Annotated in this window: 17 protein-coding genes; 12 read left to right on the top strand and 5 right to left on the bottom strand. The window is 57.1% G+C overall.

Annotated elements, in window-relative coordinates:
- Nucleotides 1–116 precede the first annotated feature (116 nt).
- On the bottom strand, nt 117–419 hold the full coding sequence (locus ACYZT1_RS15830) for an ArsR/SmtB family transcription factor (protein WP_462015647.1): 303 nt from the start codon (nt 417–419) through the stop codon (nt 117–119).
- Between the two features lie 310 nt (nt 420–729).
- Between ACYZT1_RS15830 and ACYZT1_RS15835 the strand changes: the two genes are divergently transcribed.
- From ACYZT1_RS15835 to ACYZT1_RS15875, 9 genes are all read left to right on the top strand, one after another.
- On the top strand, nt 730–1,500 hold the full coding sequence (locus ACYZT1_RS15835) for a substrate-binding periplasmic protein (protein WP_462015648.1): 771 nt from the start codon (nt 730–732) through the stop codon (nt 1,498–1,500).
- A 1-nt stretch (nt 1,501) separates the two neighbouring features.
- Nucleotides 1,502–2,857 carry a GGDEF domain-containing protein gene (locus tag ACYZT1_RS15840; RefSeq protein WP_462015649.1) on the top strand — a complete coding sequence of 452 codons (1,356 nt, stop codon included), beginning with the start codon at nt 1,502–1,504 and terminating at the stop codon, nt 2,855–2,857.
- Between the two features lie 23 nt (nt 2,858–2,880).
- Nucleotides 2,881–3,633: a substrate-binding periplasmic protein gene (locus ACYZT1_RS15845; protein ID WP_462015650.1), complete on the top strand. Its 753-nt coding sequence runs from the start codon at nt 2,881–2,883 to the stop codon at nt 3,631–3,633.
- A gap of 103 nt (nt 3,634–3,736) precedes the next feature.
- Nucleotides 3,737–4,768, top strand: coding sequence for a phosphate ABC transporter substrate-binding protein PstS (gene pstS / locus ACYZT1_RS15850; protein ID WP_462015651.1), 1,032 nt, complete (start codon nt 3,737–3,739; stop codon nt 4,766–4,768).
- Between the two features lie 75 nt (nt 4,769–4,843).
- Nucleotides 4,844–5,809 carry a phosphate ABC transporter permease subunit PstC gene (gene pstC / locus ACYZT1_RS15855; protein WP_462015652.1) on the top strand — a complete coding sequence of 322 codons (966 nt, stop codon included), beginning with the start codon at nt 4,844–4,846 and terminating at the stop codon, nt 5,807–5,809.
- The gene (gene pstA, locus ACYZT1_RS15860; protein WP_462015653.1) at nt 5,809–6,702 is read left to right on the top strand and encodes a phosphate ABC transporter permease PstA; all 894 of its coding nucleotides are present in this window, start codon (nt 5,809–5,811) and stop codon (nt 6,700–6,702) included. The genes pstC and pstA overlap by 1 nt, the downstream gene beginning before the upstream one ends.
- A 76-nt stretch (nt 6,703–6,778) precedes the next feature.
- The gene (gene pstB / locus ACYZT1_RS15865; RefSeq protein WP_017847588.1) at nt 6,779–7,540 is read left to right on the top strand and encodes a phosphate ABC transporter ATP-binding protein PstB; all 762 of its coding nucleotides are present in this window, start codon (nt 6,779–6,781) and stop codon (nt 7,538–7,540) included.
- Between the two features lie 102 nt (nt 7,541–7,642).
- A complete protein-coding gene (locus ACYZT1_RS15870) occupies nt 7,643–8,341 on the top strand; it encodes a hypothetical protein (RefSeq protein WP_462015654.1) in 699 nt (232 codons plus the stop codon).
- Nucleotides 8,341–8,970, top strand: a complete 630-nt coding sequence (locus ACYZT1_RS15875) for a hypothetical protein (RefSeq protein WP_462015655.1) — start codon at nt 8,341–8,343, stop codon at nt 8,968–8,970. The genes ACYZT1_RS15870 and ACYZT1_RS15875 overlap by 1 nt, the downstream gene beginning before the upstream one ends.
- Nucleotides 8,971–9,045: 75 nt before the next feature.
- Here ACYZT1_RS15875 and ACYZT1_RS15880 read toward each other — a convergent pair whose 3' ends face one another.
- Both ACYZT1_RS15880 and ACYZT1_RS15885 read right to left on the bottom strand, forming a co-directional pair.
- On the bottom strand, nt 9,046–9,357 hold the full coding sequence (locus tag ACYZT1_RS15880; RefSeq protein ID WP_462015656.1) for a cupin domain-containing protein: 312 nt from the start codon (nt 9,355–9,357) through the stop codon (nt 9,046–9,048).
- Between the two features lie 99 nt (nt 9,358–9,456).
- Nucleotides 9,457–10,425 (bottom strand): AraC family transcriptional regulator, encoded by a 969-nt coding sequence (locus ACYZT1_RS15885; RefSeq protein ID WP_462015657.1) that lies wholly within the window; start codon nt 10,423–10,425, stop codon nt 9,457–9,459.
- 102 nt (nt 10,426–10,527) lie between these two features.
- On the opposite strand from ACYZT1_RS15885, the gene ACYZT1_RS15890 reads away from it, so the two are divergent.
- Together ACYZT1_RS15890 and ACYZT1_RS15895 are read left to right on the top strand one after the other, a co-directional pair.
- Complete coding sequence (locus ACYZT1_RS15890) at nt 10,528–11,778, top strand: MFS transporter (RefSeq protein WP_462015658.1); 1,251 nt, start codon at nt 10,528–10,530, stop codon at nt 11,776–11,778.
- 46 nt (nt 11,779–11,824) lie between these two features.
- On the top strand, nt 11,825–12,019 hold the full coding sequence (locus ACYZT1_RS15895) for a hypothetical protein (RefSeq protein WP_462015659.1): 195 nt from the start codon (nt 11,825–11,827) through the stop codon (nt 12,017–12,019).
- 666 nt (nt 12,020–12,685) lie between these two features.
- Here the strand turns inward: ACYZT1_RS15895 and ACYZT1_RS15900 are convergent.
- Both ACYZT1_RS15900 and ACYZT1_RS15905 read right to left on the bottom strand, forming a co-directional pair.
- Entirely contained in the window at nt 12,686–13,648 is a 963-nt protein-coding gene (locus tag ACYZT1_RS15900) for a DMT family transporter (protein ID WP_462015660.1), read from the bottom strand.
- Entirely contained in the window at nt 13,645–14,841 is a 1,197-nt protein-coding gene (locus ACYZT1_RS15905) for a tetratricopeptide repeat protein (RefSeq protein WP_462015661.1), read from the bottom strand. The genes ACYZT1_RS15900 and ACYZT1_RS15905 overlap by 4 nt, the downstream gene beginning before the upstream one ends.
- Before the next feature lie 118 nt (nt 14,842–14,959).
- On the opposite strand from ACYZT1_RS15905, the gene ACYZT1_RS15910 reads away from it, so the two are divergent.
- Nucleotides 14,960–15,841 carry a LysR family transcriptional regulator gene (locus tag ACYZT1_RS15910; protein WP_462015662.1) on the top strand — a complete coding sequence of 294 codons (882 nt, stop codon included), beginning with the start codon at nt 14,960–14,962 and terminating at the stop codon, nt 15,839–15,841.
- The last annotated feature ends 479 nt before the right edge of the window (nt 15,842–16,320 follow it).

A 16,320-nucleotide genomic window follows, 5' to 3' on the forward strand; every position in this document is an offset into this window, starting at 1 on the left:
TACCTGCGGCGAGACCACTGACTGCTCAGACTCGCCCTTGTGCTACCTCTTGTACCTCTTCATTTCGGCAAAACGGGATATCGGGATTTTTCGATGTAGCCAGACCAAAGAGAAATTCACAACTCTTTCCCTATGACCTCTGCAAGCGCACTGATGGTTGCTTCGTTGCGCTTGTAGTAAGTCCACTGACCGATGCGCGTAACCTCGACCAAGCCCACTCGTTGCAGTGTTGCCAGATAATCAGAAACCGTCGACTGCGACAGTCCGACGCCTTCCTGAATGCTGCTCACACAGACTCCCACCGTATGAACGTCACCCTCATCCTGCGCGGGGAAATTCCTGGCGGGGTCCTTCAGACCCTTCAGTATCTCCAGCCGTGTCCGGTTCGAGAGCGCTTTAAATATTTCGAGTAATTCCATGCCGCGATGATATCGAGATTTCTCGATATGTCAATACCCCACCCTCCTCGCCGCCATTTTCATACCTGCAATCCACCGCCGGCTCGACGTGCAATTTCTGCAGAATCGGTTTGCCCAGAAGCGCCGACAAGCGCTCAGTGAGTTGATTACGATTGATCGACATCCCGAGGTGCGCAAGATCGTCGCAGAAACGCATCGAGCGGATATCAGCTTGTGCGACAGTCAAGCGCGCGCCAACACGGCCGATAAACAATAAGTCGACGGCTATCAACCGCGCCTGCTGCTTTGAGTAAACCCAGGGTAATCGTCTATGGCTTCGCCGCTTAACCGCCTATTGATGTTCAGCGTCCTCATGTTTTTGGCTGCCTGCGGGTTTTCGCCAATCGCCTCGGCAGAGCCTGCGTTGCGGATCGTCACGGAGGAGTTGCCGCCCTACAACATGACGCAGGATGGCCACGTGACGGGCATGAGCACCGAAGTGGTTCAAGCCGTACTCAAAGAGATTGGCGTTGAAGCTTCGATCCAGCCCATGCCTTGGGCGCGTGCATACGAGCTGGCGCTCAATGAAAGCAATGTGCTGATTTACTCGATCGTCCGCACGCCTGCCCGCGAGCAGCTTTTCCACTGGGTGGGGGCCATCGCGCCGACCCAGTGGTACATGTTTTCGTTGGCAGAGCGGCCGATAAAACTCAACTCGCTGAACGATGCCCGCGGTTATCAGATCGCCACGGTCAATCAGGATGTGGGGGAGCAATATCTGATTTCAAAAGGTTTTCGCATTGGTGAAGAACTTCAGTCGAGCACCAAGTACGAACACAACTACCGCAAGCTCAAGGTCGATCATGTCGAGCTGTGGATTTCCAATGAACTCAACGCGCTGTACCTGACCCGCCAGAATGGCGAGGACCCGGAAAAGGTGCTGATCCGCTCACTGCCGCTTCCAGACCTCACCAGTGAGGAAGGCTTGAGCATGGCGTTCAGCCGCAAGACACCCGTTCAGACGGTCGAAAAATTCAGGAAAGGTCTGGAGACCATCCGCGGCAATGGCGTTTATGACGCCATCATGCGCAAGTGGTTATGACATGGCAGGCGATCTCGATAGCTCATCGCAAGAAACCTCATCTATAGAAACCGGCGGCAACAGGTTCAAATCATTGGGGCGTCGTCTGGTACAGGCGACGCTTATATTTTGTCTGCTCTTTACCTTGGCGATGGTCTCGCTGCGTACCTGGATGGCTTGGGAAAGTAACCTGGCAGAGATGAACTCGGAACTGGTTCTGATCGATCAGGTATTCCAGAACACCTTGTCGCACGCCATCTGGGAAATGGACCGTGAATCGCTGAACAAGCAGCTCGCCAGTGTCGCCAGCGCAGCGCCGGTCGGGCGCGTGGTGCTGAACATCCTGCGGCCCGGTCAATCACCGGAAGTCATCGAGCTGAAGCGATACAACGATGCCACGTCGGACAGGGCGCCCTTGCTGCATCGCCAGCTGGTTGCGCAGCCTTATGCGGGGGCACACGAAATTGTCGGCGAGCTGACGATCGAAGGCGATGCCAATTTGCTGCGGGCACGTCTTTGGGGCGAAGCGCGCAGCATCGTCATTACTCAAGTGATCCAGTCGTTATTGCTGGCCGGGTTGATCATGACCATGTTCAACCGATTGGTGACTGTGCACGTCGTACACATCGCACGGCATCTGGGCGGGCTCGCGCCGCAAACCCTCGGCAATCACCTCAAGCTGCAGCGCTCGATACGGCGTCAGGACGAGCTAGGCCTGCTCGAATCCCAGGTCAATGAACTTCAGGACAATCTTCATGCCCATCTGGAGCGCCAGCGTTCGGATGAACTGGCCATTGCCTCCAGTCGCGATCATTTGGCCGAACTGGTCGAAGCGCGCACCGCGCAATTGAAGGCCGCCAATCAGTCCCTCGAAGCCCTGTCGCGGCACGATGCGCTGACGGGGCTGGCCAACCGTCGCTATTTCGACGAACTGAAGGAAGTGGAATTTCGCCGAGCGATGCGCCACAAAACGCCGCTGGCGGTGCTCATGTGTGACGTCGATTTCTTCAAGTTGTACAACGACGCCTACGGCCACATGCAGGGTGACGAGTGCCTGAAACAGGTCGCTGAAACCCTGAGGGGGGTCTTTGGACGCTCGGGCGAACTGGCTGCCCGGGTGGGCGGCGAGGAATTCGTCGTGGTGCTGCCTAACATCGATGCCAGGCAGGCCTGCAACGCTGCACAACGATTGCGCGCAAGCCTGGCCGCGCGCGAATTGCCACACAGTGGCTCGACGGTGTCGCCCTTTGTGACGTTGAGTATCGGGGTCGCCGAGCTGGACCCGCAGACCATGGATCATTTCGACCAATTGCTGCATTGCGCCGATCAAGCGCTGTACCGGGCCAAATCTCAAGGACGCAATCGCGTCGCCTTATAAACCAGCGTGGCCACGAGGTACGTATGCATTTTGGTATGACGTTTTGCGCAGGCCTGTTTCTGGCTCTGGTCAGCCTGCAATCCCGCGCGGAGGGAATTGAAGTGGTTACCGAGGACTCGATGTACGCTTACCCGCGTGACGGCAAGGTCGCCGGGCCGGGTACTCGTATCGCTGAAGAAACCTTGCGAGGCGCTGCGCTGACCGAGTATCGCCTGTCGCTATACCCATGGGCACGGGCCTACGAAAAGGCTTTGCATGAGCCGAACGTGCTGATCTATCCCCTAACGCGTACCGCAATCCGCGAAGACCTGTTCAAGTGGGTGGGCGAGATCGACAGGGTTACGATCAAGTTCTACAAATTGAGCGGGCGCACCGATATCACGCTGAACAGCCTTGAAGATGCCAAACGCTACATCGTCGGGGTGGTGCGTAACGACACCAAGCAGACTTTCCTGGAGCAGCAAGGGCTGACTCGTCTGGTTGTATCAGCCGATAATCACGCCAACTTTCAAAAGCTGCTCAATCAGCAAGTGGAGCTGCTGCCGATGTCGGAGAACTCGGCACGGCTGGAAAGTACCGCCGCGCAGGTAGATTTCAGCTCGCTGGAGGCCATCTATTCGATCGACAAACAGCCCGCCAGAATCTACATGGCGTTCAGTCGAGACACACCGGACGACATCGTCGACAAAGCCCGGCGCTCATTCGAGCAGCTCGAAGCCTCAGGGGCCGTGGCCCGGATATTGAGTGAAGATCGGCCCTCAACGCAGGCGGACTGAGAAATAGCCAGCTTGTCAGCGACGTTGCGCGACTCCACATTCATAAAACGGTAACAAAATTGTTGCAGAGTTCGGGAGCCCGTTATCACAAGGAACTCCTTAGATGAAAAGTTTGATGAAGTCTGCAGCGCTGGCCATTACGGTTTCTCTTTGTGCCACCTCCGTTTCTTTCGCGGCGGAAAGTGTCCGCCTGACTGGCTCCGGTGCCAGTTTTCCAGCGCCTATCTACCTGACCTGGTTCAAGGATTTCAGCAAAAAATCCGCTGGGGTGACCGTGGACTACCAATCCAAGGGCAGCGGCGCGGGTGTGCAGGATTTCCTGAACAAAACCGTTGATTTCGCCGCCAGTGATTCGGCAATGAAAGATGAAGACATCGCCAAGGTTGCCGAGGGCGCGCAACTGCTGCCGATGACGGCGGGCGAAATCGTCCTGGCCTACAACCTGCCGGGCAGTCCCAAAGGGCTGAAGCTGCCACGCGACGTTTACTCCAATATCTTCCTGGGCAAAATCACCAAATGGAACGACCCGGCGCTCGTCGCGGCCAACCCGGAACTGAAACTGCCCGACCTGCCGATCACTGTTGTCGTGCGGGCTGACTCCAGCGGTACAACCGCGGTGTTCACCAAACACGTGGCAGCCATCAATCCAGAGTTCAAAACAGCACTGGGTGAAGGCAACACAGTCAACTGGCCGGCCAGCGACAAATTCATCAAATCGCCGAAGAACGATGGTGTAACCGCCACCGTACGCCAGACTCCGGGCGCGATCGGCTACATCGAATACGGCTTTGCCAAACTGGCCAAGGTTGACTTCGCCCAGTTGCAAAACAAGGCCGGTCACTACGTAGTGCCTAACGCAGAAAGCGGTGCCGAGGCGCTGGCGGCAGTGAAGATGCCGGAAAGCCTGGTGGCCTGGCTGCCGGATCCGGACGGTGCCAAGTCGTACCCGATCACCTCCTACACCTGGATGATCTTCCGTAAGCAAAACGAAAACCCGGCCAAGGCCAAAGCCATGCGTGAAATGGTCGAGTACAGCCTGACCGAAGGTCAGAAAATCGCCGATTCGATGGGTTACATCCCGCTGCCGCCATCGGTCGTCGATCAGGTTCGTAAAGCTTCAGCCAACATCCAGTAACGCTCGTGAGTCCGCTCCCGGTGTGGGCTGTCAGCCATGCCGGGAGAGTTCCCCCCCTTGTTCCGGAATCAGCCCATGAACAAACCTTTTGTCGTACCGGTTAACCCGGATTCCGCCTGCCAACCACCCTCTACGAAGGATTTCATGGTTGACCGCACCTTTCGTGCGCTTGCGCGAATCGGGGTGGTACTGATTCTGGCGTTGGTCTTTGCCCTGGTGTTCGAGGTGGGACGCAAGGCGCTTCCCGGCATGGAAAAGCACGGTTTCGACGTGCTGTTCGGCAGCGTCTGGGACGTCAACCAAGGCAAGTACGGCATTCTGCCGGCCATCTGGGGCACGCTCTACAGTGCCTTTATCGCGTTGCTGATCGCAGGCTTTTTCGGCGTTAGCATGGCGATATTTCTGACCCAGGATTTCCTGCCCGCAAAACTGGCAGCCGTGTTTCGCACCATCGTCGAATTACTCGCGGCCATCCCCAGCGTCGTCTATGGCTTGTGGGGCATTTATGTAGTGATCCCGGCCATCCGGCCGCTGACCACCTGGTTGAACACTGAACTGGGCTGGATTCCGTTTTTCGGCACGTCCTTGAGCGGTCCGGGTTTGCTCCCGGCCGCATTGGTACTGGCCATCATGATTCTGCCGACCATTGCCGCCGTTTCTCAGGACGCCCTCACCGGCGTACCGATGAAAACCAAGCAAGCCGCGTATGGCATGGGGACCACCCACTGGGAAGCGATTCTCAAGGTCATGGTGCCTTCCGCCGCCACCGGCATTTTCGGCTCCCTGGTGCTGGGCCTGGGCCGAGCCCTGGGTGAAACCATGGCCCTGGCCATGCTTGTAGGTAACGCGAACAATATCTCGCTTTCCCTGTTTGCTCCGGCCAACACGTTGGCGGCCTTGCTGGCGCTGAACTTCCCGGAAGCCGGGCCAAACGAAATTGAAGTGTTGATGTATGCCGCACTGGTGCTGATGGTGATCACGCTGCTGGTGAACATCCTCGGTTCCATGATCATGGTTTATGCCCAACGCGGGACCAAATAATGACTAACCTCACTTCCCCTATCGCCGCCATGCCAAGCCTGCAGCGCAAGTTCGAAGGCCGCGCCTTGCGCAGCCTCGTGCTGACCACGCTGGTGTGGGCTGGCGCGCTACTGGCCAGCGTGCCGCTGATTTCCGTGCTCTACATGCTGATCATGCGCGGCGGTGCACGCCTGAGCATGGAAGTCTTCACCGAACTGCCACCGACCGGGTTCGAAACGGGCGGTGGTTTCGGTAACGCGATGGCGGGCACCTTTGTCATGGTTGGCATCGCGGCGGCCATCGCTGTCCCGGTCGGCATCATGGCGGCGATATTCCTGGCCGAACTCGGGCCGGACAGCAAATTGGCAAACGCTTCACGTTTTGCCGCCAAGATGCTCACGGGTCTGCCTTCCATTCTGGCCGGGGTGTTCGCCTACGCGCTGGTGGTGATGACGACCGGTACCTACTCGGCACCGGCGGGTGGTGTCGCACTGGCGGTACTGATGCTGCCCATCGTGGTGCTCACGGCGGAAGAGTCGATGAGGATGGTGCCCAAGATCATGAAGGACGCCGCCTACGGCATGGGCTGCACCCGCTCGCAAGTGATCTGGAAGATTATCTTGCCGACCGGCATGCCGGCCATCCTGACCGGCGTCATGCTCGCCGTGGCACGCGCCGCGGGCGAAACCGCACCGCTGTTGTTTACCGCGTTGTTCAGCAACTACTGGATCTACCACGAAGGCAGCCTGGAGGTCATGAATCCGACGGCATCGCTGGCCGTGCTGATCTACAACTTCTCCGGCATGCCCTTCGACAACCAGCTCGAGCTCGCATGGGCGGCCTCGCTGGTGTTGGTGATGATCGTATTGGTCGTGAACATTGTCAGCCGTATTTTCGGCAAGCCCAAGTATTGAGAACGGGAGCACCTGAATTTTGAACGTATCAACTGCGCAAAGAGCTGCTCCGTTTGTCACCCAGGCGCCGGTGGTCATGGACTGCAAGCTCGACAAGATTTTCTACGGCAACTTCATGGCAGTGCGTGACAGCCATGTGCCGATCGAGAAAAACAAGATTACCGGCTTCATCGGTCCGTCCGGCTGCGGCAAAAGCACCGTGCTGCGCAGCCTCAACCGGATGAACGACCTGGTCAAAGGCTTCCGCTTCGAGGGCCATGTGCATTTCCTCGGGCAGGACGTCTACGGCAAGGGCGTAGATCCAGTGGTCGTGCGCCGCTACATCGGCATGGTGTTTCAACAACCGAACCCGTTCTCGATGAGCATCTTCGACAACGTCGCGTTCGGCCTGCGCCTTAATCGCTACAAGGGCGATCTGGGCGACCGCGTGAAGCACGCTTTGCAAGGCGCCGCGCTGTGGGATGAGGTCAAGGACAAGCTCAAGGTCAGCGGCCTGTCGCTTTCCGGTGGTCAGCAACAACGGCTGTGTATCGCCCGCGCCATCGCGACCGAACCGGAAGTGCTGCTGCTGGACGAACCCTGTTCGGCTCTCGACCCGATCGCCACCCGCCGGGTCGAAGAATTGATGGTCGAGTTGAAGAAGGATTACACCATCGCCCTGGTCACCCACAACATGCAGCAGGCCATCCGCGTGGCGGACACGACGGCCTTCTTCTCGGTGGATATTTCCCAGGGCACGCGCACCGGCTATCTGGTTGAGATGGGCCCCACCGCACAGATTTTCGACAACCCGCGCGAACAAATGACCGGCGATTACATCAGCGGCAAATTCAGCTGAATAACCAATCTCCGGTCAGGGCCGCATGCCGCCAGGCGCCCAAACGCTTTGGCGGGCATGCGGTCGTTGTACTTTTTCATCAAGCGTTATCCAGGAAAGCCAATGTCTGCAACACGTCGTCTTGATTTGCCAGCGATTGAATGCGCATTGCGTGAGGTGCAGAGCCGTTTTGCAGCGCTCAGCCAGCACTTTACCGAGCCGCGCGATCCTCTGACGGACGAGGTGCTGCACAATATGCTGCAAGGCTACGCGCTGGTTGACGACTATGTCGCCCGTGGCGTCGACCTGTTTGACCTTCAGCAACTCAACCTGATGCTGGAGATCAACGCCACCGTCCTGTGCGGCCGGGACCCGACGAGCCGACTGGAATATGCTCATCATCTGAAGGCGACCGAGGAGCATTTCTTCAACAATGTCGAAGGCGGTATAAAGGACTTGTTCAATTGGTACTGCGCGTATCGCAGCGAATCGGTCTGGAAGCGTGCGGCCGGTGTTTATGTGCGCATCCTCAGCAAGCCGCAACTGTTCATTGAAGGCAACAACCGCAGCGGGTCGCTGATTGTCAGCTACCTGCTCATGCGCGCGGGCTTGCCGCCATTTGTGGTGACCCTGGAAAACGCCGAGGGCTATTTCAACCCTTCATCGGTGATACGCAACTCCGCCAAGCACGGTGTCAAGGCGTTGTACGAGCTGCCCAAAATCAAGAAAAAATACGCACATTTCCTGGAAGAACAGGCACCCGATCCAATGAAGTTTTTTCTCAAAGACACGCCCCTGCCCGCTTGCCAAGGTGGCCATTGATGAACGGCTCCACACTGTTCGCCAAGTGCCACACGTCGATCAGCCGTGCAGCTGAAACCGTCCGGCGGGCCCTGCTGCGGCGCCAGGGCCCGCGCATCCGTATCTCGTTTGATATTGATGACACGCTGGCCTGCCAACTGCACCACTGCGATGTCGAGCCAAGCCGACTGCCGGCTTTTGTTCATCGGTGGCTGGGTGAGCCGTTGCGTCTGGGCACGCGCTCGCTGACCCGAGAATTACGTCGCCAGGGCTGCAGCGTCTGGGTCTACACGTCGTCCGGGCGCACACCGGCTTACATCCGCCGCTGGCTGATGTTGTACGGGATTCACGTCGACGGCGTGGTCAACAGCGTTGTACATAACCGTGCGCTTGAGGCTCACGGGCTTGCAAACTCCCCCTCGAAATTTCCGCCGGCCTTCGATATCGACTTGCATGTCGATGATTCCGAGGGCGTGCGCACTGAAGGCCATGATCACGGTTTTCGCGTCGTCGTCGTCAATCCACAAGATGAGCACTGGGCGCAGAAAGTATTGAACGCTGCCGCTGAAGTTCAGGCACAGCTGGCGTGGCAGCAGTCACGCAGATACGCAGGTGGCGCGCAACAACGTCCGCAAGTGTTCTCTTCCTAGCGTGATCTGGCAGGCAGCAAGCGATCCTGAACGATTCGTCAGAGCAGTGGTAACGATGAGCGAAAACTTAGGCAATCACACGCTGCCTTCACGTTCGATGACCAGAATCCGCGCTTCCCCACGAGGATGCGCAACATGTTCACATCCAACCCCTGCGAAAAACACGTCACCCACCACCAATGTCACGACGCGTTCGATGCCTGACTCGCGATAATGCATATCTACCGTGCCGTCGAGAACTGCGAATACCTCCTCACCATCGTTGACATGCCACTTGTATGGCTGGTCGGTCCAGTGCAAGCGGACGGTGGTTCCGCCCATGTTAGCTATATCGTCAGCACCCCAAGCGCGAGCGGCGGTGAAATCCTTGCTACGAATAACTCTCATTGATCGTGGGTCTCGAGAAGGTAGTGATTTGTACCAATTTATCAGAACCGTTGGCCGTCCACTGCTGAGCGAAAAGAATGCCTGGATTGTGCGACGGCTTCAGGAGACAGCGGTCTGTCTCGACTTACGACTTAATCCAGGCGTCTTCCCCGTAGTGCGCTTGAATGCTCGACTGAATGCGGCCTGAGAGGTATAGCCCAAGCGCTGCGCCACCTCTTCAACAGGCATCCTTTCGAGCGTCAGCCACTGGCTGGCAAGCCGCATCCGCAATTCGGTGACGTAGCGCAGCGGCGCCATGCCAATAGTCATCTGGAAACGGTCCGCGAAGACCGAGCGAGAGGTATTGCACTGTTCCGCGAGCTGCGCAACGGTCCAGTCGCGCCCCGGTTGTTGATGGAGCGCGAGAAGCGCACTGGCCAAGCGTGGATCTCGCAGTGCGGCCACCAGGCCGGAGGCATTGCCGCAGGCGCACTCCACCCAGCCGCGAACGACCATGGCGGCGACCACGTCGGCCAGTCGGGCGAGGATGCCGGCGAAGCCGAGGCGTGCGGCGCTGACTTCGCGCTCCATGGTGGCGAGGATAGGCACCAGTCCAGGATAACGTTGGCCGCCGGCATCAATCAGCATCAGGCCAGGCATCAGCTTGCCAAGGCCATGGATGCTACCCAACTCAAACTCCATGCAGCCGCTGAACACCAGCGTGGTCGGTTCGGGGCCGCCATCGGTTCCTGTATCCACCGCGCTGACAGTGTCACCGAGAGGCTCGCTGCCCAGAAGGTCGATGTCTTGAACAGGCATTTCCGTATGGGAGAGCAGTTGATGGGCCGCGCCATGTGAGATGAACACGGCATTGCCGGTTGACAGCGCATAGGTTGTCCCGTCTTCCATCCGCAGCACCGCGTTGCCGACCGCCAGGAAGTGGAACCAGGCATGGCCAGGTTTGGCAGCGAAGCCCAGACCGAAGGCCGGGCCCGCTTGAATACGCCGGTACTCGACGCCGCGCAGGCGCATGCCGCGCAACAACTCGTTGATGAGGTCCGAGGAGAGAGCAAACTTGTCTGTAGGCATTATTCAGGTGTTTCAGTCAAAAAACCAAGGTTTTCGATCATAGATCATCCAGACCTTCGCGCCTAGACTGCGGGTCGTCATGAAGATTTGGAGATCCGTGCAATGACTGACCTTGTGTGTAATGCCGTGCCCGACAGCCGTCCCGGCGCCGGCCCGGATGTAGAACCTGCAACCCCCGCGTGGATGGCCGTATTCTCGTTGGCCATGGGCGTGTTCGGCTTGCTGACCGCGGAGTACCTTCCGGCCAGCCTGTTGACGCCGATGGCTACCGATTTGGGTGTGTCCGAAGCGCTGGCCGGCCAGGCGGTAACGGTGACGGCAGTGGTGGCACTGTTCGCCGGCCTCTTAGTGCCAGGCCTGACCCGCAGTATCGATCGCCGCTGGGTGCTGCTGGGTTTTTCCACGTTGATGATCGCATCCAATCTGTTGGTCGCCGTTTCCTCAAGTTTCGCGGTGCTGTTGTTGATGCGTATCTTGCTGGGCATCGCCCTTGGCGGGTTCTGGAGCATGGCGGCGGCCGTGGCGATGCGCTTGGTACCGGGGGCTTTGTTGCCCCGAGCGCTCTCGATCATTTTCAGCGGCATTGCCATCGGGACGGTGGTTGCGGTCCCGCTGGGCAGTTTTCTGGGCGGACTCTACGGCTGGCGCAGCGCGTTCTTTGCAGCGGCGGCGGTGGGGGTAGTGACCCTTGCTTTCCAGTCGTTCACGCTGCCGAGCCTTGCGCCGCGTCGGCCGTCACGTCTGCGCACGGTGTTTGAGGTGTTGCAGCGACCGGGCATCGCGATGGGGATGTTCGGTTGCGTGCTGGTGCACAGCGGCCACTTCGCGATGTTCACTTATATTCGGCCATTCCTCGAAGGTACGACCGGCATCGGTCCGCAAGGGTTGTCCCTGATGCTGCTGGGTTTCGGTGTGGCGAACTTTGTCGGCACGCTGGTGGCCGGGTGGCTGCTTGCGCGTCACCCGCTGGCCACACTGGCGTTGATGCCTGCGCTGGTGGGCGTTGCTGCACTGGCGTTGGTCCTGTTGCCGGCCTCGGTGCCGGGGCAGGCCATTCTGCTGGCGGTCTGGGGCCTGGCCTTTGGTGGTGTGCCGGTGGCGTGGTCGAACTGGGTCGCCAGCGCAGTACCTGATCAAGCGGAAAGCGCCGGGGGCATGGTGGTTGCGTCTGTGCAGTCAGCAATCGCAACGGGGGCAGCCGCTGGCGGGGCGATGTTCAGCCTCGGTGGCAGCGCAGGCGTATTCATAGCGGCGGCCGTGCTGATGCTGCTGGCCGCGCTGCTAATTGCGTTGCGTGTCCGAGTCCCTTCTACCCATGGCAGCGCCCAGGCCAGGCCGGCGCTGCACCTTTGATCCGGGTCTCCAGCTGCCGATTCCGTCCGTAACCCGGAGATAAAACATGAATAATACGACGTCTCATCGAGGACGCCTGAAAACGTTGCGCGCGGCAGGTATGGGCAATCCGCTGGAGTGGTTCGACTGGACGCTGTACGCCACCTTTTCGGTGTGGCTGGCAAGCAATCTCGACAAGGCCTGTCAATGTATCCGTGCTGATCAAGCACTCGGCCTGGCCACGACATGCGGCAGTGAATGACCGGCAGAGAACGACCCAGAGCGGCCTTTCGCGGATGCGAGCGCACCTCTCATGCATGCGGAGTCACGCCACTCACCCTTTCTTGCGAGCTGCGTATTAGCTGCTACGTTGACATGGGGCTTTTTTCCTACACGCCACACACCACATGCATCAGTGGCGAGCTGGCTGGCAAGATTGTTCGATTTTTCCGCATAAACGCCGTGCATGGCTCGGTTCGTTTTTCAGGTGACGTAAAATTCTATGTTAGCCAACCGGGCCACGTTTACGAGCAGCGGTAGGAAGTGCGCTCGTCTTAAAGGAGTGTTATCGATGAAATTCACCACCACTTATTGGCTTTACTGGATACCTTTCCAAGAATGTTTGGCATCGTCACGCCTTGAGCCTGAATGCATTTCTCCGGCTCACCGGGACTTCACAGCTGGTGAGGATTAGCCATGTTTCGACCGTCTCTTTGCACGACTGCCACATTGTTAGGCGTAACGTTCCGCCTTTTGCCATTCGCCGCATCGGGGATAACGCCCGTGACTGGCAAAACTCGCCCAATGACTTGAACATGCTGTTCGGGTATTACATCCGAGCGTAACTAGGCACCTTCTGAAGCACCTGGGAGCTTTCCCTCGGGGAGGGGTCAATCTCTTACTCAGCATCAAAACATTGGCCGCCTTTTCATGGTGCTCGGATGGTTCCAGTCTCCTGGCTGTATCGAGCGCGAGCTGGCCTATTGCACATTATTATTCCTGCAATAATCAGTGCCCCCCCCACAAATGTGGGAGCGCCAAGCTGCTCACCTAACAATAGTGCGCCCAACAACACCGCCGTCAGCGGGTTGAGCGCGATGAACACTGCGGCACGGGTTGCGCCGATCTGCTCGATGCCCTTGTAATACCAGATGTATGCTAACGCCGAGCCGATGGCGCCCAAGTACAATAAGCTGGAAAAATCGACAAGCGTCATTGCCCGCAGCGACGCCTGATTGACTTGACCCGTCACGATAGCGGTCGCCGTTAGCATCGCGGCCCCCGCGAAGATCGAATAGGTCACCGTGTGCAAGGCACCGATTTCCTTGACAACCGTTTTACCGAATATGCTGAAGGAAACCCAGCTGAGTACGCAGCCAAAGATCAAAAGGTCTCCGCGCCAGTTGCTTTTATTCAGGATCAACGTGCGCGAGGATTCATTGAGAATTACAACAGCGGCCCCTATCAGGCTAAGAAAAATGCCTGCTGTTTTCATGGCGGACATTTTTTCTCTAAAAAACCAATAAGAGAAGATAGCCATGACGGCTGGATTCAGGGCTACGATCAATGAAGCGCGGGAGGCTGTTGTGTAGTGTAGTCCATAAAAAAAGCAGAGGTTATAGGTATAAACTCCACAGAACCCCAGTCCCACGATCTTGATCAGTTGCGACTGATCAAGCCTGACGAAGCCTTTCTTTGAAAACACCAGGAACAGTCCTAGGATGATTCCGGCGAGTATAAACCTCACGCTGGCGGATAATAGCGCCGGTGTGTCCGCAGATAGATAACGACCGGCAACAAAGGTACCTCCCCAGATCATTGCTACCAGAGAAAGCGTTAAATAGGTAAGGCTGTCTGGAGTGTGGGCTATGCGCGGCGGATGGACGGTCATGCTTGTGTCTCTTGTACAAGAATGGGTAGGGTCTTGAGGGCTGCGTATTCGAGGGTAAGATCAAGGATCTCGCGTTGGGCACGGCTGCCCCCTAACAACGGCCAATGGTCTCGGCTGGTACGCAAGGCCTCCAGGCTTTCTTGGTAACGCTTCAGGGTGAACAACAGAATGCCTTTGAGCACGTCCAGGCCTGCTCGATGCGCTTCAGGCTCGATCCCGAATCCATCGCTTTCGGCGATTTGCTTCTCGATGAGCAGGCTCTGGTTGGTAGCAGAAAAGGCAAGAGCAGCGTGGATTTTGTGAAAGTAAGAGGTCGATCCATAAACGCTGCCGGTCCACAAAAGGGCGAGACGTTCCCAGATAGCATTGAATTTGCTGTCCGTGGCTTTAAGACGCAGGCGCCAGAGAAAACCCACCGCATCCAGATCCTGTTTCGCGAAAGGGCTATCCTTCAATTCATAGAGTTCCTCGAACGCTTGGAGTGCCTGTTCAACCTGGTCGCATCGCTCATGAGCAATAGCCAGGTGCCAATAGACGTGCATCCGCATGCCTTTATTTTCGATCCAGTCAGGCTTGCAGTCGGTCAGGAAGCTCGATAGCTCCTGCCAGCGGCCCATCTCATGCAATGCGTGCGCAGTGGCATGGATGCCGTAGATGTTATAGGGAATTAGCCTGACTGCCTCAAGGCCCAATTCAAGGGCCTCCTGGAAACACTGCCCTTCACACAAGACGAAGGATTTGATTGCCAAGTAGTAGGAATACAGGGCATGTGTGTGGGGTATGTGCGGTTCGCAAAATGAAAATTCTGCCGTTAACCTCGGAGTCTTACCTGTACAGAAGTCCAGCATGTGGACGAAGAAAATCGTGATGATGTCGGACGGATACGCTTGCAGGTGTTGCGAAAACAAGGTCCTTGCCAGTTCATATTCAAAGTTCACCCAAGCGATGAATGCTTTATGGATCAGCAACATTTCCGGCGGGCTAATCATTCGATTGAGAAACAGTTTAAACCGGTAGAGTTCTTTCATTTCGCAGCTTGTGATGGCATCGAACCCCAACAGAAGTTCTTTGTACAGCGCCTGAGTTTCGGTGACCGGCAATAAGTGCTCAGGTATCCCCTGTAGAGAAAGAAATGGCGCGTTGATTTCAGGCCAAATTGCCGCAATGCCGTCAGTCTTCCATTGGTCGACCATAAAAATCCCTTTAATATCAATTAGCGAGAGGGGCAGGCCTATCTCGCCATGCCTGTTTTGTCTATGCTCACGCATAATGTTGATAATAGGGAAATGAGTGATTACTCATGGCTGAACAATGACGTTGACTCAACTGGAAATTTTTGTCGCTGTTGCTGAGCGGCGTGGTTTCACACTCGCAGCCGCTCAACTGAAGATTTCCCAATCGGCGGTTTCTCATGCCATTAGGGCGCTTGAACAAGAGTGGGGTGTCGAACTGCTGCTTCGGCATCAAGGCCAGATCGAGCTGACAGACATTGGGGCGCGCCTACTCCACCGTGTGCAGCCAATGCTCGGTTTGGCAGATGCGATCCGGCAGGATGCCTGCGATGCACGGAGCATGAAGCTAGGCACCTTGCGCATTGGTTCATTTGGTCCCACCTCATCCCAGCGCCTACTGCCAAGAATTCTTACGGTTTACCGTCGGCTTTATCCAGGTGTTGAAATCCATGTGAGCGAGGGGCCCGATCGCCAAGTGATGGAATGGCTGTTGGACAGAGAGGTGGACGTAGGATTCGTCACCTTGCCTGAAACCCAGTTTGACACCCGGCTTTTGATCGAGGATCAGATGGTGGCCTTGCTGCCGATCTCACATCCTCTCGCTTCCAACGAAAGCGTGACCCTGGAAGACTTGTGCTCTGATCCGTTTGTACTCACCGAGGCGGGCTCTTCCGAACTGGTCTCCCGACTCTTTGCCGCCGCCAAGTTGAAGCCGTGTGTTCGTTACAGGACCTCTCAGTTGATGAGTACCCTAGCTGCGGTGACACGTGGGGATGGGGTAACAATGGTGGCTGAGTCCTCTTTGCCTGAGGACGGTGATGCGCACTACATGGTCAAGGTGCTCAGTCCGCCGGTCAAGCGTCAGGTGGGGATCGCGATGCTGGACCGGAGACAGGCTACTGCTGCGGCTCAAGCTTTTTTCGAGTTGGCGGAGAAGCTTTATCCGCAGCCGTTAGTTTGATTTTTGAGAGCGTAGCATCGAGCGAAAAGTTTCTGCCGATGGTAGGGGAGCGATGAATCCTTTGTGTGCCAGCTCAAATGACTTCTTGTCGTTAAACGGCAATTCTTTGAGCAAGGCACTGTTGGCTGCCTTGGTAGCTTCGGAGGCGGGTTTGGTTTTTTCCAGGTCGGCCGCAACCGCCTGATTAGCCCTTTCCGATTGCGGCGATGAGTGAACAGGGAGTGTCCACATTATGGCCACACAGGTAGGAGATTTATTCGGAATATGAGCGAAAATATTGCTGAAGGCTCCGGATTATGAGGCTAGGGTGAAGAGTCATCGACGTTCCGGGTTGATAGGAAATCAATTCAAGGTTTACGTGGCCGGGACTGAGAGGGCCGTTAAAACCCTTGAGCAAGCCTTGTTAGCGCCACGGTATAAGGATTTAACCGGTCTTGAGGGGCCGCTTTTGGCCGATTTCAGTCGGTCGTGGCAGTCAA

Source organism: Pseudomonas sp. PB3P13 (genome assembly GCF_054897735.1).